Origin of the sequence: Kocuria sp. LHG3120 (genome assembly GCF_049897445.1) — a bacterium.
GTDB lineage: Bacteria > Actinomycetota > Actinomycetes > Actinomycetales > Micrococcaceae > Kocuria > Kocuria rosea.
On record NZ_JAFCWG010000001.1, the window covers coordinates 553,367 to 573,038 of the forward strand.

The window sequence follows — 19,672 nt, forward strand, 5'->3', positions numbered from 1 at the left end:
CCGCCGCGGTCACTGCTGCCCGCGCTCGCGGCGGGCGGAGTCGGACAGGCCCCGGCGGTTGCGCAGCACCCGCTTGAGCACCCACCACGCGATCAGGACCGCCACGGTGACGACCACGATCCGGGAGAAGATCCCGGCGTACTGCTCGGCGACGTGCCAGTTCTCGCCCAGGTAGAACCCGGCGAGCACGAAGATGGTGTTCCAGATCAGGGACCCCGCCGTGGTGAGCAGGACGAACGCGCTGAACGACATCCGCTCGATGCCGGCGGGGACCGAGATCAGCGACCGGAATACGGGGATCATGCGCCCGAAGAAGACGGCGGCCTTCCCGTGCCGCTCGAACCACGCCTCGGTGCGGTCGAGGTCGTGCAGGTCGACCAGGGGCATCCGGTCCACGATCGCCCGCAGCCGGCGGCGGCCGAGCGCGGCACCGATCCAGTAGAGGGCCACGGCGCCGACCACCGAGCCCAGGGTCGTCCAGAAGATCGCCCCGCCGAGCGAGAAGCTGCCCTGGCTCGCGGTGAACCCGGCCAGCGGGAGGATCACCTCGGACGGCAGCGGCGGGAAGAGGTTCTCGAGCGCGACGAGCAGACCGGCGCCAGGAGCGCCGATGGCCTCCATGACGTCGACGGCCCAGCCGGCGACCCCGCCCAGCGTCTCGGCGCCGGAGTCCTGGGCCCCGGTGATCCGGGCGGCCAGGACGGCCGCGTCCGGGGCGGCGGTGAGGTCGGGGGCGGCGGTCGGGGCGGGGCTGGGTGCAGTCATGGGTCCTCGGCGGTGGGCGGGGCGGGGCGGGGCCCGGCGGGTGCGACCACCATTGTGCCCGACGCACCTCCGGATCGGCTGGACGGCTGACGGGTCGCGGACGTCGTTGGTTACGCTTCCTCCATGCTCCTCCCTGCCCCCCTCCTGATGTCCACCCCCGTGCCGGCCCTGGACCCGGTGTGGGAGTTCTGGCTCGACAAGCCGCTGCGGATCCTCCTGGTGCTGCTCGGCGCCTCGATCCTGGCCGCCGTGGTGCGGCTGCTGATCCGCCGGGTCACCGGGGGGATCGCGAAGGGCACCCGGTCACGGATCGTGCGCCGGATGGAGCGGGGCAGGCCGCGCTGGGTCGAGGACGCGGGACTGGCCGGCGCGCGGCAGTCCCAGCGCGCCCACACCATCGGCTCGGTGCTCTCGTCCGTGGGGACGGTGGTGATCTGGGCCGTGGCCCTGGTGATGATCATCTCGGAGCTCGACTACGACATCGGCCCGGTCCTGGCCTCCGCCGGCATCGCCGGGGTGGCCCTGAGCTTCGGGGCGCAGTCCCTCGTGAAGGACTACCTGTCCGGGATCTTCATGGTCGCCGAGGACCAGCTCGGCATCGGGGACGTCGTCGACCTCGGCGAGGCGAGCGGGACCGTGGAGTCCGTGGGGCTGCGCGTGACCCAGGTCCGGGACGTCAACGGCACCCTGTGGCACGTGCGCAACGGGGAGATCCTGCGCGTGGGCAACCAGTCCCAGGGCTGGGCCCGCTGCGTGCTGGACCTGCCGGTGCCCTACGACACGAACATCGAGCTGGTCACGGAGCTGATCCTGCACGAGGCGGGGCTGCTGCGGGACGACCCGAAGGTCGGCGAGTACATCACCGAGGACCCGGAGGTGTGGGGCGTGGAGGCCGTGACCGGGGAGTCCGTCACCGTGCGCGTGGCCGTCCGCACGGTCCCCCTCAAGCAGTGGGACGTGGCCCGGGCGCTGCGGCTGCGGATCAAGAAGATGCTCGACCGCGAGGGCCTGCACGTGCCCCTGCTGAACCAGACCGTGATCCGGCAGGCCGAGGCCGGGGTCGCGGCGCCCGGTCCGCCGGAGACGGGACAGGTCCGGTCGGTCCGGCGCGATGTGCCAGGATCGGACGCATGAGCATCGTCAAGATCAACGCCATCACCGTCCCGGCCGACTCCGGCGACGAGCTGGGCCGGCGCTTCGCCGCCCACAGCGGCTCCATGGCCGGGGTCGCGGGCTTCGAGGGCTTCGAGCTGCTGCGACCCACGGACGGGCGCACGCAGTGGCTCGTGCTCACCCGGTGGGCCGACGAGGACTCCTACGACGCCTGGCGGTCCTCGCAGGACTTCGCCCGGTCCCACGGCGGCCCCGCCGGGGAGGGCGAGCGCCCCCGGCCCGTGGGCACCGCCTCGGAGCTGTGGTCCTACACGGTGGCCGTCGAGCAGCAGTCCCCCGGACAGCAGTAGGCGCCCTCAGCGCCGGCCACGGCCGCCGGACCGGCGGCCGCCCTTGGGCCCGCCGCGACCGGACCGCGCCCCGCCCCGGGGCGCGCCCGCCCGCCGCGCCCCCTGCGGGGGCTGTCCCCCACGGCGCGACGACGGGGCCCGTGCCGGACCCGCTTTGGCGGCCGGCCGGTCCTCCGCGGCCGGGGACGCCGGTGCGGCAGCACCCCGGGAGCTGTTGAGCCCCCTGCCGCGGACGACGCCCACGAAGTCCTGCACGAGCTCCTCCTGCTCCTCCGGCAGGTCCTGCGGCCACACCAGCGCCACGGGGACCGTGGCGGCATCGGGCACCACGCGGTGGACGAGGTCCTTGCGGTGGTGCAGCCGGGCGAGCGACATGGGCAGGACGACCAGCCCCAGGCCCGCGGCGACGAGCTCGACGGCGTCCCGGGCGTGGCGCATCGGGGGCAGCGGCGCGTCCGCGGCGACAGCCTCCGGGGAGCGCAGCCGGTGGCGCTCGGGGAGGGTCGCCGGCTCCTGCAGCAGCACCTCGTCCACGAGCTCCGCGACCGGCACCTCGTCGAGCAGGGTCAGCTCGTGGTCCCGGGGCAGCACCACGACCTGCTGCTCCGCGTAGAGCTCCACCGCCCGGTACTCCTCGCGCAGCGTGGCGAGGTCGTCGACCCCGGGGCGCGGGTGCGCGGGCAGCCGCACGAAGCACGCGTGGGCGCGCCCCGCTCCCAGCTCCTCCTCCCACGCGTCCGTCTCGAGCGGGCGCTCGGCGAGGACGCGGCCGGGGTTGCGGTCCCGCCACCGGAAGAACCACTTGCCGGGCATCACGCCGGGGACGAAGGCGACCGCCAGGTCTGCCGTCTCGCCGGCCTCGTCGGCTGCGGGGTCGTGGGGTCCGGGCGCGTCGTCCATGCCGGTCAATCTACCCACTGCCGGCCCTGCTCCCCGACCACCGGCGGGAACCGCCCCGCACGCGCCGGGCGCCCGAGATGCGAAACCGGCGCGGGATGTATACGATGGAACGGTTGCTCCGGGGCTATAGCTCAGTTGGTAGAGCGTTTCGTTCGCAATGAAAAGGTCAGGGGTTCGATTCCCCTTAGCTCCACCGGAGGCGAAGGCCCCCGCTCGGCACAACGCCGGACGGGGGCCTTCGTCGTGCGCGGGCCGTCGTCGTGCGGGCCGGGAGCCGCTCGCTAGTTCCCGTAGAGGACGTGCTCGAAGTTCCACCCGTTGCCGATCCTGCGCCCGGTGCCGTTGTTGGCCCAGCGCGGCGTGCCGTTGTTGCGCCCCTCGTGGCGGTACCAGAACAGGTCTCCGTCGAACGCGACCGCGTAGACGATCCCGCCTCCACCGCCGAAGACGTGGGCGAAGTCCCACCCGCTGCCGACCTTGCGCCCGCGTCCGTTGTTGGCCCAGCGCGCCGTGCCGTCGCCGCGTCCCTCGTGGCGGTACCACAGCAGGTCCCCGTCGTGCTCCACCGCGTAGATGATCCCGTCGCCGCCGGCGAAGACGTGGGCGAAGTCCCACCCGTTGCCGATCTTGCGTCCGCGGCCGTTGTTGGCCCAGCGCGGCGTGCCGTTGCTGCGCCCCTCGTGGCGGTACCAGAAAAGGTCACCGTTGCCCTGCACCGCGTAGAGGACCCCGGCGCCGCCGGAGAAGACGTGGGTGAAGTCCCACCCGCTGCCGACCTTGCGCCCGCGGCCCCGGTTGGCCCAGCGCGCCGTGCCGTCGGCCGCGCCGTCGTGGCGGTACCACAGCAGGTCCCCGTCGTGCTCGACCCCGTAGAGGACCCCGGCGCCGCCGGCGAAGACGTGGGCGAAGTCCCACCCGCTGCCGACCTTGCGCCCGGTGCCGTTGTTGGCCCAGCGCGGCGTGCCGTTGCTGCGGCCCTCGTGGCGGTACCACAGCAGGTCCTTGTCGTCCTCGACCCCGTAGATGACGCCGTTGGTGCTGGGTGCGGCGGCAGCCGCCGTCGGAACGGCCCCGACGGCGACAGCGGAGGCCACGGCGGTGCCGGCCGTCAGCAGTCCGCGGCGGGACATCACCAGGGAGATCCCGGACGGGGTCGGCCCGTCCGGCTGGGTGTGCTCGGTCATCACGCACTCCTCGGGTGCTGGAAGCCGTCCCGGCGGCCGTCCTCACCGGCCGACCGGGCAGTCGAGTCCGGGCCGGGAAACGCGCGAGAACGCGAACGGCCCGTCGACTGCGACCATCGTCCCCCGTCCCCGTGACCCGGGCATGACTACTGCGACGGAACCGGACAGGCCGGCCCCGGCCGCCCGCCGCCCCGGGTGCAGACGGGGCCGGGGCGGCTCCGGCAGGGCTCAGGCGGGTCGTGGCGCGCCCCGCCGGAGCCTCTCGGGAGGCGTCCGCGCGGTGGCGTCCGGAGCGCCGCTCAGGCGAGGTCCTCCCGCAGCTGGGACAGGAGCACCCCCACCACGTCCGCCCCGCCGTCGGTCCCGGCCCGCAGGCGGAGGACCTCGGCGCCGTGCAGCGCCCCCACGGCGTAGCGGTCCGCACCGGAGCGCCCGAGGGCGGCCGCCGTGCCCGCGAGCCACCGCTCCACCACCGCGGCGTCCATGATCCGGCCCAGCTCGTCCTGGTAGTCCTCCGCGTCCCGGGCCGCGCGCCGCAGCTGCTTGCCCGGCCGGTGCCCGGTCCGGCCGAGGACGGCGTCGACGTAGCGCACGCGCTTGACGGCCTTGCGGACATCGTGCAGGTGCTCCAGCTGCCCCTCGCCGCCCGGGCCACCGGCCAGCTCCGCCTCGGCCACGCGCACCACCTTCCGCAGGGCCCGGTGCACCACTGCGTCGGCGACCTCACGCCCCGAGAGCCGGGTGCACTCCTCGGTCAGCGGCGGACGGGCGGCGAAGTCCTGGACGTCCGCCAGGAGCCGCAGGTGCTCCTGGCCCGTGACGTGCCGGCGCACCTTCGCGGCCGCCGTCCGTGCCTCCTCCTCGGCCCGCTGCCGCAGGCTCTCCGCCGCGGCCGGCCCCACCCGCCCCTCGAGCGCCTCCACGCGCCCGGCCAGCAGCTCCGCCGTGACCTCGGCGTCCCGGGCCGCGGACAGCGTCCGGGCGAGCTCCCGCAGCCGGGCGTCCAGCTCCTCCGCCGCCGCGCCGTCGAAGAACGGCTTGGCCGCCCTCAGCACGCTGCGCAGGGAACGGGAAGTCACGCGCATCTGGTGCACCGCGTCCGGGACGTCGAGGCGGACCCTGAAGTCCCAGAGCACCAGCTGTTCGGCGAGCTCCCCGAGCACCGCGCGCAGCACGTCCGGCCCGCCCGCCGGCTTCCCCTTCCTTCCCGCCTTGTTCTTGTTCTTCTTGTTCTTCTTGTTCTTCGTGCCGCTCCCGGCCTTCTTGCCGCTCCTGCCCTCCGGCTGCTTCTCGTCCTGCTTCCGGCCGGGCCCCGCCGGGGCGTCGTCGTCCTCGCCGAGCGCGCGGGCGATCTTCGCCCGGGAGGTGGACGGCTTCCCGCCGGCCGCGAAGACCACGGCCTCGACCGCGGCGAAGATCTGTTCCTGGCGCACCTCGGGCACCGTGCCGTCGAGGAGCTCGACCTCCCACTCCGACCAGGACCGCGCCGTTCCCGTGCGCTCGTCGACGGCGTCCACGACGTCCACGGCGAGCTCCGCGACCGCCGCCCCCGTGCTGTCGCTGATCCGGTGCACCTGCCGCACGGTGCGGAGGGTCGCCACCGGCCGCAGCTCCTGTCCCCCGGTCAGCCCGGCGAGGAGGTTCCGCACGGACGCGGGCATCCGGTCCGGGGTGCGCAGCAGCGGCACCTGCAGCTCGTGGCGTCCGTCCGCGCCCTGGAACTTCACGTGCCACCCGTCGTCGGCCCCGCCCCGGCGGCGGCGCAGCGCGACCAGGCGCCGCCCCAGGGCCATGTCCTCGGTGTCGTGGTAGACGGCCTCCATGCGGTGCTCCACGGGCTCGGCCGAGACGGTGCACCCCTCCAGCGTGCTCCAGTCCACCCGGGCCTCGGCGCCCTCCGGGAACTCGTACTTGCGCTCGACCTCGCGGTGGGCGACGGCGGTCATGGGTGTCCTCCTGGTCGGGGCCACCGGCCGCCGGAACCGGCGGCCGGCCGTTGCGGCGATGATACCGGGGCCGTGCACGGCCCCCGGGGACGCGAACCGCCGCGCGCCCCGGTGGGGGCGCGCGGCGGTTCGTGCGGCCCGGTCGACCGGGCCGGCTGGTGCGTGCGCTCAGGCGCGGCGGCGCTTGAGGACGTCGTCGAGGTCGAGGGCGGCGCGGCCCTGCTCCTCGCCCGTGCGCACGGCGTCCTTGAGGCTCGCGGAGCGGGCGGCGGGCTGCTCCGGCACCGGCAGCGGCTCCGGCTCCGGGCGCTGGACCACGGGCGCCTCGGCGTAGGTCGGACGCGGCACGGGCACCGGCTCCCACGTCCGGGCCGCGGCGGCCGGTGCGGACTCTCGGGCCACGCGGAGCGCCTCGGCCCGCAGCTCCTCGACCGTGAAGGCGGCGGGTGCGGGCATCCGGGGCTGCTCCTCGGGGGTGGGCAGGTCGAGGTCCTCAGCCGTCCGGCGCGACTGCTCGCGGACCTCCTCCGCCACGACGTGCTCGTTGTCGAACAGGGCGACGTCCTCGCGGGGGGCGTGCGGCTCCGCATCCGCCTCCGGCGCCCGGACCGCGGGGCGCGACGCACGGCGGGCGGCCCGGTCCTGGACGGCCAGGTAGCGCAGGGACAGGACGGCGCCGACGCCGAGCAGCAGCAGGAAGACGGGCCACGGCCAGCTCACCGCGGCGGAGAACGGTGCGACCACGGCGGTGACGAGTGCGGCCAGGAGGGCGGCGCACCCGGCGAGGAGGATCACGGCGCGGTCCCGCCTGATGCGCAGGTGCCCTCTGCCGGTGCGTCCGGGGTCGCCGTCGGCGGGCCGGGGGACGGTGTCGGTGGTCGCCATGATGTTCCTTCGTCGGCGGGACGCGGGTGGGGGCTGCTCGATCGGCGCGGGGAGACCGTCGGGGCCGGCCGTCTCGGCCGGCGCCTCGACGGGGAGCTCCCGGCGGCGCTGCAGTCGCGGCGCGACCCAGAACAGCGACAGCGCGCACACCACGGCCAGCACGGCCGAGCTGCTCACCCAGATCATGGTCGCGGTCCTGCCTTCGTGGTCGCCGGATCGAGCGGACGGGGGACGCCGGCGCGCTGCGCCGGCGTGTCCGGGGCCCGGGCTCGGGCCGTGAGGAACAGCCTACTACCGCGGGGGCGCGCCTGTGGGTATCCCTGTGGACACGCCCGGCCGGGTCACTGCCACACGGCGGGGCGGTCCGATCCCGTGAACCGGCGGACGAGTCCCTCGGGCGCCTCCGGCGCGGTGAGCGCGAAGCTGCGGTGGTCCGTCCAGCGCCCGTCGATGTGCAGGAAGTCCTTGCGCAGCCCCTCGTCCCGGAACCCGAGCTTCTCCACCACCCGCAGGGACTTGGTGTTCTCCGGCCGGATGTTGATCTCGATCCGGTGCAGCCCGAGGCCCTGGAAGCAGTAGTCGGTGGCCATGGCCACCGCCATGGGGGCCACGCCGCGTCCCGCCTGGTCCCGGTCCACCCAGTACCCCAGGGTCGCGGACAGGAACGACCCCCACGAGATCCCGGAGACGGTCAGCTGGCCGACGAGACCGAACCGCTCCGTCCCCGGGACCCGCTCCGTGATGAGGAAGGGCAGGGCCGTGCCCTGCCGGGCCTGCTGGTCGAGGGTGCGCACGAACTGCCCGAACGTGGGCGGGGCCCCGCCGGGTGCGGGGTTCGTGGCCTCCCACGGGTCGAGCCAGTCCCGGTTGCGGGCGCGCACGACGTCCCACTCCCGGCGGTCCCCCCGGGCCAGCGGACGCAGCCGGAGGTCCCCCCAGGAGACGGTGACGGGCCACCGGAACTGTCCGGCCACGGGAGCGCGGTCTCTCAGCCGACCGGCAGGGTCCGGGTGTACTCCCTGAGCCACTCGCACAGCTCGGGCCCGAGGTCCTCGCGCTCCGAGGCCAGGATGATGTTGGCCTTGAGGTAGCTGAGCTTGTCGCCGGTGTCGTAGCGACGGCCCTTGAAGACCACCCCGTACACCCCGCCGCCCTCGCCCTCGCGCTGGGCGAGGGTCTGCAGCGCGTCGGTGAGCTGGATCTCGTTGCCGCGCCCGGGGGCGGTGTTCTCCAGCACCTCGAACACCTCCGGCACCAGCACGTAGCGCCCGATCACGGCCAGGTTGGACGGAGCGTCCTCCGGGGCCGGCTTCTCCACCAGCCCGTTGATCCGCACGTAGTCCTCCCCCTCCACCGCGGTGACGTCCGCGCAGCCGTAGGCGCTGATCTGCTCGGCCGGGACCTCCATCAGCGCGACCACGGAGCCGCCGGTGCGCTCCTGCACGGCGATCATCTCGGTGAGCAGCTCGTCCCGGGCGTCGATCAGGTCGTCGCCCAGCAGCACCGCGAAGGGCTCGTCACCGATGTGGATCTTCGCCCGCAGCACCGCGTGCCCCAGTCCCTTGGGGTCCGCCTGGCGCAGGTAGTGGATCTCGCCGAGCTCGGAGGCGTGCTCCACCGCCCGCAGCAGATCGGTCTTGCCCGACTCCTCGAGCTGGTGCTCCAGGGCCGGCACCCGGTCGAAGTGGTCCTCCAGCGCCCGCTTCGAGCGCCCGGTGATCATCAGGACGTCCTGGAGACCGGCGTCGACCGCCTCCTGGACCACGTACTGGATGGCCGGCCGGTCCACGACCGGCAGCATCTCCTTGGGCATGGCCTTCGTCGCGGGGAGGAACCGGGTGCCGAGCCCGGCGGCAGGAATGACGGCCTTCCGGACCGTCCGGGGGTTGCTGTTTCCACTCATGCGCTCAGGCTAACGGATCGGGGGCTCCCACCAGCGGATTCCCGCCCGGGCACGCTTGCCCGCCGCGGTGGTGCGCGGCTAGCCTCGCACCACCGGCCCGCCAGGGCCGGCGCGTCCGGGCGCCGCCCGGGCCGAGCGTCGGACGAGGAGCGGACACGACGATGACCGACCCCCGCGGTCCCGCCGAGGCCAAGACCCGGCTGCGCCGGCAGCTCGTGGCGGCCCGCGCGCGGCGCTCCCGGGCCGCCCGCGATCACGCCGCCGTGGCCTTCGACCGGCACCTGACCGAGCTGCTGGCCGACCGCCCGCACCTCGACGTCGCCGCGTACCTGCCGCTGGCCACAGAGCCGCCCCTCGAGCCCGCTCTCGTCACGGCTCACCACCGCGGCCACCGGATCTGGGTGCCCGTGTGCGAGCCCGGGCGCCGGCTCTCGTGGGCGCGGTGGACGCCGGACACCCCCGAGCGGTCCGGCGGCGCGGGCGGACTGCGCGAGCCCGTGGGCGCCCGCCACGGCGCGGAGGTGATGCACGCGGTGGGTCTGCTGCTGGTGCCCGCGCTCGCCGTGGCGCCCGGCGGCGCGCGGCTGGGCTTCGGCGGCGGCTACTACGACCGCTTCCTCGCCACGCTGCCGCGCACGGCGCACCCGGAGCTGCGCACCGTGGTGTGCGTCTTCGCCGACGAGGTCCTCCCGGCCGGGTCCGTGCCGGTCGAGGAGCTCGACGCCCCCGTGCCGCTGGCCCTCACGGAGAACGGGACCGTGCGGCTGGAGGGGCCCCCCGGTCCGGCGCGGGGAACACGGTAGAATCGGCAGTCGACCCCTTCGAGTGCCAACGAGCGCGCTCGTCGACCCTTCCCAGGAGGACCCATGCCCGTCTACGCCTACGCCTGCAAGGACTGCGGCCACGCGTTCGACATCCGCCAGTCGTTCAGCGAGGACGCCCTGACCGTCTGCCCGGAGTGCGACGGGGGTCTGCGCAAGAAGTTCAACACGGTGGGCGTGGTGTTCAAGGGCTCCGGCTTCTACCGCAACGACTCGCGCTCCGGCGGCGCGGACGCGGGCGCCTCCACGTCCTCCGCGTCCTCCGCGTCCTCCACCGCCGAGCCGGCGGCGCCGGCGAAGACCGCGACCCCGGCGACCGCCGGTGCGGGCGCGTCCTCCTCGTCCGCCTCCGCGACCGCGGGCGGGTCCTCCGACTGAGCCGGTCCCCGGACGCCGCCCCGGCGTCCGCACTGCACGGGAGGCACCTCCCGGGCGGCGCTGCCCGCCCCTCCCCAGGCGGCCCCGGAACGGCGGGGTCCCGGGCACCCGGCCCGTAGCGTGCCCGGCATGAGCCGCCGCCCCCGGACCGTCCGACGCCGCTACCCGCTGTCCCTGCACCTGCGCTCGGCACTGTCCCGGCGCCGCCGGCTGGTGGCCGCGCTGCTCCTCGGGCTCGCGGCGGCCCTGGTGGTCCTGCGGCTCGGCCCGCCCCAGACCAGGACGGTGCCGGTGGTCACCGCCGCCGAGGCGCTGCCCGCGGGCACGGTGGTCACCCCGGAGCGGCTCGCGGTGGCCGCCTATCCCCACGGGCTGGCGCCGGAGGGTGCCGTGGCCGACCCCGCGGAGCTGTCCGGGCGCGTCCTGGCGGGCGCCGCGGGCCCCGGGCAGCCGCTGACGGAGACCGCGCTCGTGGGCCCGGGACTGCTGACGGGACAGGACGGGGGCGTCACGGCGGTGACGCTGCGCATCGACGACCCCGGTGTGCTGCGGCACGTGCGCGCGGGCGACCACGTGGACGTCGTCCACCTGCCCGACGGCGCCGCGCCGGGCGGGCGTCAGGTCCTGGGCCGGGGCCTGCCCGTGCTGTGGGTCTCCTCCGCGGACCCCGGCGGGGACGGCGGTCTGCTCGCCGGGCCCGGCACCTCCGAGGAGGAGGGGCTGCTGGTGGTGGGGGCCCCGCACGAGGGCGCCGCGCAGCTCGCGGGCGCGGACGGCACCGGGCGCACCACCGTGGTCCTCGTCCCGGCGCCGGTCAGTCCCAGTGCGGAGGCCGCTGGGCCCTGAGCCAGTCCTCGTGGGCCCGCTCGGAGGCCTCGTCCGCCCGGTCCGCGTCCGCCGCGGACGCCCGCCCGTCCAGGCCGGGCAGGCGCGGCTCCGCCCCGGTGGACGTGCCGTCGGTGAACGTGCCCCCGGTGGCACGCCTCGGCCCGCGCCGGCGGGGGCGCGGGGCGGCGGGCACGTCCCGCCGGGGGGCGCGGTCCGGCTCGGCGGGCCCGGGGTCCCCGCCGGACGCCGGGCCCGGCTCAGCCGGCACGGTCACCCCGCTGCGGGGCGGCGGGCAGGCCGAGATAGCGCCGGATCAGCTCGGCGACGGTGTCCGGGTCGGTGAAGACCTCGATGGTCCACAGCGTGAGGTAGTTCCAGCCGGTGCGCTCGAGCTGCTGGGGCCGCAGCCGCGAGCGCTCCCGCACGGACAGGGCGGCGTTCTCCGGCGAGCCGTCGGACTGCCCGGCCACGGGGATCCGCAGCGGCCGGCCCTCGGCACGGGTGCGGCCCGGGACCACGGCCCCCGCGGACAGCGACTCCGTGCCGGCCCAGGCGACCAGGTCGAGGACGCCCGCGTAGTCCAGCCGCACCGAGGCACCGCGCTCCACCAGCCGGCGGGCGAGGTCGACCACCAGGGCGTCGTCGTGGGTGTCCCGGGCCTCCTCCTCCCCCGGCGACAGGCCGCCGAGGTGCGCGGCGAGCACACGGGCGAAGTCCCGCGCGCCGTGCTGGAGGCCCTTTCCCTCCATCTCCCCCGGGTGCAGGGAGGTCACGATGCGGGTGCTGTGGCGGGCCCGGGTCATGCCGAGCACGAAGTGCTGGCGGCCGTGCCGCTCCGACAGCGCCCCGAGGTACGGCACGGTGCGCCCGTTGGCCGTCTTGCCGAAGCCCAGCGAGAAGATGACGGTGTCCCGCACGATGCCCGCCGCCCGGTGCAGGTCGACCACCCGGAAGGACTCGGGGCCCGGGGCGAAGAAGGCCGCGGCGGCGGGCTCCTCGCGCATCCGCTGCCGGACGGCCTGCGCGATCCGCGCGGCGTGCACCGCGCTGGCCGTGACCACGGCCAGGGACCGGCGCGGGTGGCGCGCGGCGTGCTCGAAGACGAGCTCCACGACGCGCCGCACCTCGGCGGCGGGCGCCTGGATGCCCTCGATCCCGGCGGTCAGGGCGCCCACGCCGTCCGGGACGTACTCGACGTCGAGGACGGGGGTGGCCCCGGTGACGGACTCACCGTGCGGGAGCCTGCTCAGGCGCCCGCCGTAGAACTGCTCGTTGAGGTGGCGGAAGACCTGCTCGTCCATGGACCGGTACACGGTCCGCAGCGTCCGTTCCGGCACCACGCGGGAGAGGGCGTCGAAGGCGCTGTCCACCTCGACCACCGGCTGGGCGCCCGGGGCGGGCACCGCGGTGGGCGCCACCGTGAACGGCTGAGGGCGGCCCAGGTGCGGGTCCCCGAACGCGATGACCTGCCCGCACCGGGTCAGCGCCGGCAGCACCGCCGCGAGCGGGGAGCTCTCGGCGTCCAGCACCACCACGGCGTCGAAGTCGTGGTCCTCGGGCAGCGCCGCGGAGAGCACCAGGGGGCTGGCCGTCCAGACGGGCACCAGCGAGCCGATCAGCTCGCCCGCCGAGGCGCTGACCTCCTCGAGCGGGGCGGCCCCCGCCCGGAGCATGCGGCGCAGGGCGGCCGCCGCGCGCGGGGAGCGCCGGACGGAGCGCTGCCAGCGGTCGGCGAGCTCCCAGAGGAGCCGGCCGGCCCCGGAGGCCACGTGCGCCGCGTCGGCGCGGCGGAACACGGACTCCACCTTGCGCAGGGTGTGCCCCTCCGGCATCGCCAGGAAGTCGTCGCCGGTGATCATGGCCTCGAGCGTGGACTGCCACCACGCGAGGTCGAACTCCCCGGAGACCTCCGCGCGGGGCACGGTGCGCCGCACGAGGTCGTCCACGAGCTCGCCGAGGCCCTGGCCGCGCAGCTCGTCGAGCAGGACGGTGCGCTCGGGCAGCACGGCGAGGTTCTCCTCGTCGTTGATGAGCCCGTCCAGGGTCTCGCGCAGCCGGTCGATCGGCAGCCCCAGGAGGTCGGCGCCGGTGGACGAGCCCTCGAGGGCGATGGCCAGGCCCTCGAGGTCCTCCACGAAGCGGGCCTGCACGGCCGCGAGCTCCTCGACCCGCTCGGAGACGACCGGGTGCGTGGACGAAGTGGCCCACTCCCGCCACCGCTCCCGCTCCGACTGCACGCGCAGCAGGGCGGCGTGCAGATCCGAGAGGTGCACCCCGTGCCGGATGTACTCCTTCGCGGCCTTGCGCAGCCGTGAGCGCTGCAGCCCGGTCATCTCGATCCCGTGCTCCCGCCGCCAGCCCGACCCGGCGGTCGCGGCGACCAGGTCCGTCACGGGCCGGTCGTAGATGTCGGGCGTGAAGCGGGTCAGGGAGTCCTGGACCTCCTGCAGCAGCCGCAGCTGCCGGCCCCACTCGGGCACGGTCGTGCCGCCGCGCAGCCCGCTGGTGGCCAGGACGTGCCGCATCCCGGTCTCGAGGGTGGTGAGCTCCAGGAGCAGGGACTGGGCCAGCCGGTGCGCCTGCCGGGCCTCGTCCTCGTTGACCAGGCGCGCCCCGGTCCAGGGCCCGGCCAGGGTCCCGGCGTCGAAGGCCCCGAGCTCGGCGGCGCGCTCGAGCCGGGCGACGGCGTCGCCGCGCTCCGTGACCGCGTCGAGCACGGAGCGCGGGAACCGCACGGCCGTGGCGGGCGCCGGCCGGCGGGAGGTCAGCTCGGCGAGCGCCTGCACGGCCCGGTACGGGGAGACGGACCACCGGGGCCGCACGGTGTGCAGGGACCGCACGTGCTCGGCGAGCTGGTCCCGGCTGGTGCGCAGCGTCTCGTGCAGCTCGGCGAGGTCCGGGCGCTCGGCGCGCTCGTTGCGGGCCACCGCCCGGACGAGCTGCTGGGCCACGTCGGCGTCGCTGAGCTGGGAGGACAGCGGCAGGACGGCGGTGCCCAGGCCCAGCCCGTCCATCCGCCGCCCGAACGCGGCGAGCGTGGTGCGCCGCTCGCCCAGGACCAGGACGGTCCGGCCGGCGGCCACGAGGGTGCCCACCGTGTTGACGGCGGTGTCGAGCTGCCCGGTGCCGGGGGCCGCGGTCACCACGAAGGAGTGGCCCTGGGCGGCGAGGTCGAGGACCTCCTGCTGGGGGCCGTCGGCGTCGAGCAGGAGGAGCTCGTCGGCGGGGTCGCGCTGGTCGAGCGGGGGCGCGTCGTCCGTGATCTCCTCGACCTGGGGGATCCGTCCGACCGCGGAGTCCTTGAGCCGGGCGAGGTCCCGGACCACCGCGGTGCGGGCCACGACCGACAGGTCGGCGGGCCGGTCGTGCAGATCGGCGAACGTGGAGACGAGCAGCTTGTGCTCGACGTGCATCCCGGGCACCGCCCCGGCGAGGGTGCGCAGGGTCTCGAGGGCGGGGGCCGGGTCGAGCCGGCGGGTGCCGTAGGCGAGGCGGGCGAGCTCGCCGGAGGTCAGGTCCACGCCGTGGTCCGCGGCCAGCCGGCGGACCATGGCGGGGTTGAGCCGGGCGGGGCCGACGAGCTGGAGCTCGAAGTCGTCGAGGTCCGGGCGCGGCTTCAGGGCGAGGGGCGCGAGCAGGACGGGGGCGATCCAGCGGCGCTGTCCGGCGCCGGTCGGGTCGGAGCCCCGGGGCCGGGCGAGCCAGGACGCGGTGCCGGCGGCGAGGTACGCGGCGTCCAGCCCGTGGTTGACCGACAGCTCGTGGGTCTTGGTGCGCAGGGACCGGGCCGCGCGCACGGCGTGCCCGTAGGCCTCGGGGTCGTGCACGATCGTGGACAGGCGGGTGGGGCGGCCCATGAGCAGCTGGGCCTGCCCCGAGGAGTTCGCCTCGGTGAGGTCGATGCAGACGTTGTCGACCTGGTTGAAGTCCAGCAGCGTGTCCGGGCCGGTGTAGGCGTCCATCTGGCGGGTCCAGGGCTGCAGCGAGACGCGCGGGGGCTGCGCCCGGGAGGTGTCCGACTCCTGGGGGGTGCGGTCGGCTCCGATCGACATGGTTCTCCTCCTGCGCCTCGGCCCGGGGGCCGGGCACCGCTCACGCACGGGTCGAGCGGTCCGTGCGGACCGCTCGACCCCGGCTGCTCGTGTACCGCCCGTGCGGGGCGGGCCCTGGGCCCGCCCCCGGGCCTACTCCCACTCGATGGTGCCCGGGGGCTTGGACGTGACGTCCAGGACCACCCGGTTGACCTCTTCGACCTCGTTGGTGATGCGGTTGGAGACGCGGGCCAGCAGGTCGTAGGGCAGGCGCGACCAGTCGGCGGTCATCGCGTCCTCGCTGGACACGGGACGCAGCACGATGGGGTGCCCGTACGTGCGGCCGTCGCCCTGCACGCCCACCGAGCGCACGTCCGCCAGGAGCACGACCGGCATCTGCCACACCTCGTCGTCGAGCCCGGCGCGGGTCAGCTCCTCGCGGGCGATGGCGTCGGCGCGGCGCAGGACCGCGAGGTTGGCCTCCGTGATCTCCCCGATGATGCGGATGCCCAGCCCGGGGCCGGGGAACGGCTGGCGGCCCACGATCTCGTGGGGCAGGCCGAGCTCGCGCCCCACGGCGCGGACCTCGTCCTTGAACAGCGTGCGCAGCGGCTCCACGAGCTCGAACTGCAGGTCCTCGGGCAGCCCGCCCACGTTGTGGTGGCTCTTGATGTTGGCGGCGCCCTCCCCGCCGCCGGACTCCACCACGTCGGGGTAGAGGGTGCCCTGGACGAGGAAGCGCACGGGCTCGCCCTCCTGGGCGGCGGTCTTGGCGACCTCCTCCGCGGCGGCCTCGAAGGAGCGGATGAACTCCCGGCCGATGATCTTGCGCTTCTGCTCGGGGTCGGTGACGCCGGCGAGCGCGGTGAGGAAGCGCTCCTTCTCCTCGGCCACGTAGAGGTTGACGCCGGTCGCGGCCACGAAGTCCTGCTCGACCTGCTCGGCCTCGCCCTCGCGCAGCAGCCCGTGGTCCACGAACACGCAGGTGAGCTGGTCGCCCACGGCCCGCTGGACCAGGGCGGCGGCCACGGCGGAGTCCACGCCGCCGGAGAGACCGCAGATCACGGACGCGGAGCCGACCTGCGCGCGGATCCGCTGGACGTGCTCCTCGATGATGTTGCCGGTCGACCAGGTGGGCTCGACCCGGGCGCCGTCGAAGAGGAAGTGCTCGAGCACCTGCTGCCCGTGCACGGAGTGCTTGACCTCCGGGTGCCACTGCACGCCGTAGAGCCGGCGGGCGTCGTCGGCGAACGCGGCCACCGGGGTGGTCTCCGTGGAGGCGAGCACCTCGAAGCCGGCGGGGGCCTCGACGACCGAGTCGCCGTGGCTCATCCACACGGTCTGGGTGCCCGGGGAGCCCTCCAGGATGGAGGCCGTGGGGCCGCCGACGGCGGTGGCGGTGGTGGCCCCGTACTCGCGGGCGCCGGTGTGCGCGACGGTCCCGCCGAGGGCCTGCGCCATGGCCTGGAAGCCGTAGCAGATGCCCAGGACGGGCACCCCGGCCTCGAAGAGCGCCGCGTCCTGCTGCGGTGCGTCCTCGGCGTAGACGGAGGAGGGGCCGCCCGAGAGGATGATCGCCGCCGGGTTCTTGGCGAGGATCTGCTCGGTCGACCAGGTGTGGGGGACGATCTCGGAATAGACACTGGCCTCGCGGACCCGGCGGGCGATCAGCTGCGCGTACTGCGCGCCGTAGTCGACCACCAGGACCGGGCGCTGCTCCAGATCGGTGCGGGTCTCAGCTGTTTCGGTCACGCCCTCCATCCTAGGCCAGGCGCGGGGAGGGCTCAGTACCGCTTCGCGGCCTTCGGGTTGGCGCGCAGCTCGGCGGTGGTGGAGGCGTGGATCTTGCGCTCCACCACGAAGGACAGGAACGGCACCACGCCGCCCAGGGCCATCACCACGAGCTGCGGGAAGGGCCAGCGCATGAGCGTCCAGATCCGGAAGCAGGAGATGAGGTAGACCACGTAGAACCAGCCGTGCACGATGAGGATCCACGTGGAGATGTTGACCCCGCCCGCGAGGTTCTCGAGCTCGAGGTCCTGCCAGCCGAGGGCCACGGTCTCCCCCGTGGCCCGGTCGGTGCCGCCCGCGACGAGGTCGTAGCCCAGTCCGTAGCGGGTGATCATCTCGGCCACGAGCAGGAGCAGGAAGGTCCCGGAGATCCACGCACAGACCATGTAGAAGCCCAGGGCCCCGCGGATCTGGGCCTCGGTGCCCCCGAAGCGGCGGCGCGGCTGCAGGGCGGCCGCCCGGCGCGGGACGCGGCCCGGGGACGCCGCCTCCGCGGGGCGGGCGTCCGGCGGGAGGGAGACCCGCACCCCGTCGGTGCGGTCCTTCGGGGCGGGGGTCGGCTGCGTGGGTTCAGTCATGGTGGGCTCCGGTCCTGTCCTGGGTCCTGTCGTGGGTGCTGGGCTCGCCCGCCCGGGCGCCGGGCTGGTCGTCGAACCAGTAGTACTCCCCCGCCTCGGGGTCGTAGTAGTAGTAGCGCCCGGCCGCCTCGTCGTAGTAGTACTCGCCCTCGAAGTAGAAGTACTCCTCGGGGTTCTGCTCGCGCTGCCACTCGTCGCGCACGAACCGCCACCAGATGTAGAGGGCGAACCCGGCGAAGACCACCCACTCGACCGCGTAGAAGAGGTTGAGCAGGTTCACGGACTCGTCCGTGGGCTGCTGGTCGATGTCGAGCCGGGACAGCCCCGGGCTCAGCAGCGCGGCGTCCGGGGCGAGGGTCCCGTCCCCGGCGAGCTGGAACGGCGCGGACGCGGGGTTCTCGGCGAAGGCGGCCAGGTACCCGGACCACAGCGGGGCGTCCCAGCGGTTGGTGAGCTGCGCCGGGGACACCGTGCCCACCTGCCCCGCGGGCAGGTCGGCGCCGGGCACCGGGCCCTCGGCGGGCAGGTACCGGCCGACGACGTCGACGGCGCCCGCCGGCTCCTCCGGCACGGCGGCGGGATCGGCGGTCCAGCCGCGGGCCACCGCGAGGGTGAGCTCCCCGCCGGCGTCCGGCCACAGCTGCCCGGTGTCCGGGACGTCGAGGGCGGTGACGGCCCACCAGCCCTCCGTCCCGTCCTGCAGCCGGCCCGGGACCAGGACGGTGGACCCGTCCCGGTAGTCGCCGGTGACGGTGACGAGCTGGTCGGCCTGCGCGGCGGTCACGGGGGTGCCGGCCTCGGCGGCCTCGGTGAGCGGGACGGCCACGTCCTTCGCGGGGTCCGCGACCGTGCGGGACTGCTCGCTGGACTCCAGCTGCCACTGGCTCAGCAGCACGAAGCCCACGGCCAGCCCGAGGCTCACGATCAGGGCGAGGATCGAGCGGGGGCGCAGGGCGGTCGTGAGCACCCGTCAAGGCTAGTGCGCCTTCCTGGGCGTTCGCCAGTTGCGGCGGGGGCCCGTGCCGGGCCGGCGGGGCGCGGCACTGGCCCCCGCGGGGCGGTCGCGGGTCAGCCGCGGATGACCACCTCGGCGCGCTGGAACTCCTTGAGCTCCAGGTACCCGGTGGTGGCCATCGAGCGGCGCAGCGCGCCCACGAGGTTGGAGGTGCCGTCCACGTGGCGGGACGGCCCGAAGAGCACCTCCTCGAGGGGGCCCACGGTGCCCACGCGGGTGCGGAGCCCGCGCGGCAGCTGCCCGTGGTGGGCCTCCGCGCCCCAGTGCCAGCCCTGCCCGGGCGCCTCCTCCGTGCGGGCCAGCGCGGTGCCGAGCATCACGGCGTCCGCGCCCATGGCGAGCGCCTTCACGATGTCCCCGGAGACCCCCACGCCGCCGTCGGCGATGACGTGGACGTAGCGCCCGCCGGATTCGTCGAGGTAGTCCCGGCGGGCGGCCGCGACGTCGGAGATCGCCGTGGCCATGGCCGCGTGGATCCCCAGGGTGTTCTGGATGCGCATGGACGCGCCGCCGCCGAAGCCCACGAGCACGCCGGCCGCGCCCGTGCGCATGAGGTGCAGCGCCGGCGTGTAGCCCGCGGCGCCGCCCACGATGACCGGGACGTCGAGGTCGTAGATGAACTTCTTGAGGTCCAGCGGCTCCTGGTTGCGGGAGACGTGCTCCGCGGAGACCGTGGTCCCGCGGATCACGAAGACGTCCACGCCGGCGTCCAGGACGGTGCGGTAGTGCTCCACCGTGCGCTGCGGCGTCAGGGACCCGGCGACGATGACGCCCGCCTCGCGGATCTGCGCCAGCCGGGCCGTGATCAGCTCCGGCTGGACGGGCGCCTCGTAGAGCTCCTGCATCCGGCGCGTGGACGCCGGGGCGTCCTCGCCGGAGAGCGCCGCGATCTCGTCGAGCACCGGCTGCGGGTCCTCGTAGCGGGTCCACAGCCCCTCGAGGTCCAGCACGCCCAGTCCCCCGGCGCGGCCGAGGGCGATGGCCGTCTCCGGGGACGTCGCCGAGTCCATCGGGGCGCCCAGGAACGGGATGGAGAACCGGTAGGCGTCGATCTGCCAGTCCGTGGACACGTCCCGGGGGTCGCGGGTGCGGCGGGAGGGGACGAGGGCGATCTCGTCCAGGGAGAAGGTGCGGCGGGCGCGTTTGGAGCGGCCGATCTCGATGTCGTAGCTCATGGTGTCCTT

The 19,672-nt window shown here is 75.2% G+C and carries 18 protein-coding genes and 1 tRNA gene; 6 read left to right on the plus strand and 13 right to left on the minus strand.

Annotation, left to right across the window (positions count from 1 at the left end; all coding sequences use genetic code 11):
* Positions 1–9: 9 nt before the first annotated feature.
* A complete protein-coding gene (locus ACP7CD_RS02575) occupies positions 10–765 on the minus strand; it encodes a DedA family protein (RefSeq protein WP_017833369.1) in 756 nt (251 codons plus the stop codon).
* A gap of 123 nt (positions 766–888) precedes the next feature.
* Between ACP7CD_RS02575 and ACP7CD_RS02580 the strand changes: the two genes are divergently transcribed.
* Positions 889–1,899 carry a mechanosensitive ion channel family protein gene (locus ACP7CD_RS02580; protein ID WP_017833368.1) on the plus strand — a complete coding sequence of 337 codons (1,011 nt, stop codon included), beginning with the start codon at positions 889–891 and terminating at the stop codon, positions 1,897–1,899.
* Entirely contained in the window at positions 1,896–2,228 is a 333-nt protein-coding gene (locus ACP7CD_RS02585) for an antibiotic biosynthesis monooxygenase family protein (RefSeq protein ID WP_017833367.1), read from the plus strand. Before ACP7CD_RS02580 ends, ACP7CD_RS02585 begins: the two co-directional genes overlap by 4 nt.
* Positions 2,229–2,234: 6 nt before the next feature.
* On the opposite strand, the gene ACP7CD_RS02590 is transcribed toward ACP7CD_RS02585, so the two are convergent.
* The gene (locus ACP7CD_RS02590) at positions 2,235–3,128 is read right to left on the minus strand and encodes a LysR family transcriptional regulator substrate-binding protein (RefSeq protein ID WP_426118739.1); all 894 of its coding nucleotides are present in this window, start codon (positions 3,126–3,128) and stop codon (positions 2,235–2,237) included.
* 120 nt (positions 3,129–3,248) lie between these two features.
* On the opposite strand from ACP7CD_RS02590, the gene ACP7CD_RS02595 reads away from it, so the two are divergent.
* A tRNA-Ala gene (locus tag ACP7CD_RS02595) sits at positions 3,249–3,321 on the plus strand.
* 88 nt (positions 3,322–3,409) lie between these two features.
* On the opposite strand, the gene ACP7CD_RS02600 is transcribed toward ACP7CD_RS02595, so the two are convergent.
* The 5 genes from ACP7CD_RS02600 to galU all read right to left on the minus strand — a co-directional run bounded on the left by ACP7CD_RS02600 (position 3,410) and on the right by galU (position 9,046).
* A complete protein-coding gene (locus ACP7CD_RS02600; RefSeq protein WP_144836057.1) occupies positions 3,410–4,312 on the minus strand; it encodes a tachylectin-related carbohydrate-binding protein in 903 nt (300 codons plus the stop codon).
* A 299-nt stretch (positions 4,313–4,611) separates the two neighbouring features.
* Positions 4,612–6,258: a CYTH and CHAD domain-containing protein gene (locus tag ACP7CD_RS02605; RefSeq protein WP_017833364.1), complete on the minus strand. Its 1,647-nt coding sequence runs from the start codon at positions 6,256–6,258 to the stop codon at positions 4,612–4,614.
* Positions 6,259–6,426: 168 nt separating this feature from the next.
* Positions 6,427–7,329 (minus strand): hypothetical protein, encoded by a 903-nt coding sequence (locus ACP7CD_RS02610; RefSeq protein WP_426118742.1) that lies wholly within the window; start codon positions 7,327–7,329, stop codon positions 6,427–6,429.
* Positions 7,330–7,484: 155 nt separating this feature from the next.
* On the minus strand, positions 7,485–8,117 hold the full coding sequence (locus ACP7CD_RS02615) for a GNAT family N-acetyltransferase (RefSeq protein ID WP_017833362.1): 633 nt from the start codon (positions 8,115–8,117) through the stop codon (positions 7,485–7,487).
* A 14-nt stretch (positions 8,118–8,131) separates the two neighbouring features.
* Positions 8,132–9,046: a UTP--glucose-1-phosphate uridylyltransferase GalU gene (gene galU / locus ACP7CD_RS02620; protein ID WP_031282980.1), complete on the minus strand. Its 915-nt coding sequence runs from the start codon at positions 9,044–9,046 to the stop codon at positions 8,132–8,134.
* Positions 9,047–9,207: 161 nt separating this feature from the next.
* On the opposite strand from galU, the gene ACP7CD_RS02625 reads away from it, so the two are divergent.
* The 3 genes from ACP7CD_RS02625 (at position 9,208) to cpaB (ending at position 11,091) form a co-directional block, all read left to right on the plus strand.
* Positions 9,208–9,849 (plus strand): 5-formyltetrahydrofolate cyclo-ligase, encoded by a 642-nt coding sequence (locus ACP7CD_RS02625; RefSeq protein ID WP_426118744.1) that lies wholly within the window; start codon positions 9,208–9,210, stop codon positions 9,847–9,849.
* Positions 9,850–9,912: 63 nt separating this feature from the next.
* Positions 9,913–10,245, plus strand: a complete 333-nt coding sequence (locus tag ACP7CD_RS02630; RefSeq protein WP_426118746.1) for an FmdB family zinc ribbon protein — start codon at positions 9,913–9,915, stop codon at positions 10,243–10,245.
* Positions 10,246–10,374: 129 nt separating this feature from the next.
* Positions 10,375–11,091: a Flp pilus assembly protein CpaB gene (gene cpaB / locus ACP7CD_RS02635; RefSeq protein ID WP_052132814.1), complete on the plus strand. Its 717-nt coding sequence runs from the start codon at positions 10,375–10,377 to the stop codon at positions 11,089–11,091.
* Here the strand turns inward: cpaB and ACP7CD_RS02640 are convergent.
* The 6 genes from ACP7CD_RS02640 to ACP7CD_RS02665 form a co-directional block, all read right to left on the minus strand.
* Positions 11,060–11,341 carry a hypothetical protein gene (locus ACP7CD_RS02640; protein WP_035924770.1) on the minus strand — a complete coding sequence of 94 codons (282 nt, stop codon included), beginning with the start codon at positions 11,339–11,341 and terminating at the stop codon, positions 11,060–11,062. The two genes, cpaB and ACP7CD_RS02640, sit on opposite strands and share 32 nt — an antisense overlap.
* Positions 11,331–15,125, minus strand: coding sequence for a hypothetical protein (locus ACP7CD_RS02645; RefSeq protein WP_109222030.1), 3,795 nt, complete (start codon positions 15,123–15,125; stop codon positions 11,331–11,333). The genes ACP7CD_RS02640 and ACP7CD_RS02645 overlap by 11 nt, the downstream gene beginning before the upstream one ends.
* A 132-nt stretch (positions 15,126–15,257) precedes the next feature.
* Positions 15,258–16,865, minus strand: coding sequence for a glutamine-hydrolyzing GMP synthase (guaA, locus tag ACP7CD_RS02650; RefSeq protein WP_051063763.1), 1,608 nt, complete (start codon positions 16,863–16,865; stop codon positions 15,258–15,260).
* 23 nt (positions 16,866–16,888) lie between these two features.
* Positions 16,889–17,473, minus strand: a complete 585-nt coding sequence (locus ACP7CD_RS02655; RefSeq protein WP_017833355.1) for a DUF3817 domain-containing protein — start codon at positions 17,471–17,473, stop codon at positions 16,889–16,891.
* A complete protein-coding gene (locus tag ACP7CD_RS02660; RefSeq protein ID WP_109243776.1) occupies positions 17,466–18,440 on the minus strand; it encodes an SURF1 family protein in 975 nt (324 codons plus the stop codon). Before ACP7CD_RS02660 ends, ACP7CD_RS02655 begins: the two co-directional genes overlap by 8 nt.
* A gap of 101 nt (positions 18,441–18,541) precedes the next feature.
* Positions 18,542–19,663 (minus strand): GuaB3 family IMP dehydrogenase-related protein, encoded by a 1,122-nt coding sequence (locus ACP7CD_RS02665; protein ID WP_017833353.1) that lies wholly within the window; start codon positions 19,661–19,663, stop codon positions 18,542–18,544.
* Positions 19,664–19,672 lie beyond the last annotated feature (9 nt).

Bases quoted from the DNA above. Each gene is read 5' to 3' on its own strand.
- ACP7CD_RS02575 (WP_017833369.1), bottom strand. From the start codon at position 765: ATGACTGCACCCAGCCCCGCCCCGACCGCCGCCCCCGACCTCACCGCC.
- ACP7CD_RS02665 (WP_017833353.1), bottom strand. From the start codon at position 19,663: ATGAGCTACGACATCGAGATCGGCCGCTCCAAACGCGCCCGCCGCACC.
- cpaB (WP_052132814.1), top strand. From the start codon at position 10,375: ATGAGCCGCCGCCCCCGGACCGTCCGACGCCGCTACCCGCTGTCCCTG.
- ACP7CD_RS02590 (WP_426118739.1), bottom strand. From the start codon at position 3,128: ATGGACGACGCGCCCGGACCCCACGACCCCGCAGCCGACGAGGCCGGC.
- ACP7CD_RS02600 (WP_144836057.1), bottom strand. From the start codon at position 4,312: ATGACCGAGCACACCCAGCCGGACGGGCCGACCCCGTCCGGGATCTCC.
- ACP7CD_RS02585 (WP_017833367.1), top strand. From the start codon at position 1,896: ATGAGCATCGTCAAGATCAACGCCATCACCGTCCCGGCCGACTCCGGC.
- ACP7CD_RS02630 (WP_426118746.1), top strand. From the start codon at position 9,913: ATGCCCGTCTACGCCTACGCCTGCAAGGACTGCGGCCACGCGTTCGAC.
- ACP7CD_RS02580 (WP_017833368.1), top strand. From the start codon at position 889: ATGCTCCTCCCTGCCCCCCTCCTGATGTCCACCCCCGTGCCGGCCCTG.
- guaA (WP_051063763.1), bottom strand. From the start codon at position 16,865: ATGGAGGGCGTGACCGAAACAGCTGAGACCCGCACCGATCTGGAGCAG.
- galU (WP_031282980.1), bottom strand. From the start codon at position 9,046: ATGAGTGGAAACAGCAACCCCCGGACGGTCCGGAAGGCCGTCATTCCT.
- ACP7CD_RS02605 (WP_017833364.1), bottom strand. From the start codon at position 6,258: ATGACCGCCGTCGCCCACCGCGAGGTCGAGCGCAAGTACGAGTTCCCG.
- ACP7CD_RS02655 (WP_017833355.1), bottom strand. From the start codon at position 17,473: ATGACTGAACCCACGCAGCCGACCCCCGCCCCGAAGGACCGCACCGAC.
- ACP7CD_RS02610 (WP_426118742.1), bottom strand. From the start codon at position 7,329: ATGATCTGGGTGAGCAGCTCGGCCGTGCTGGCCGTGGTGTGCGCGCTG.
- ACP7CD_RS02645 (WP_109222030.1), bottom strand. From the start codon at position 15,125: ATGTCGATCGGAGCCGACCGCACCCCCCAGGAGTCGGACACCTCCCGG.
- ACP7CD_RS02625 (WP_426118744.1), top strand. From the start codon at position 9,208: ATGACCGACCCCCGCGGTCCCGCCGAGGCCAAGACCCGGCTGCGCCGG.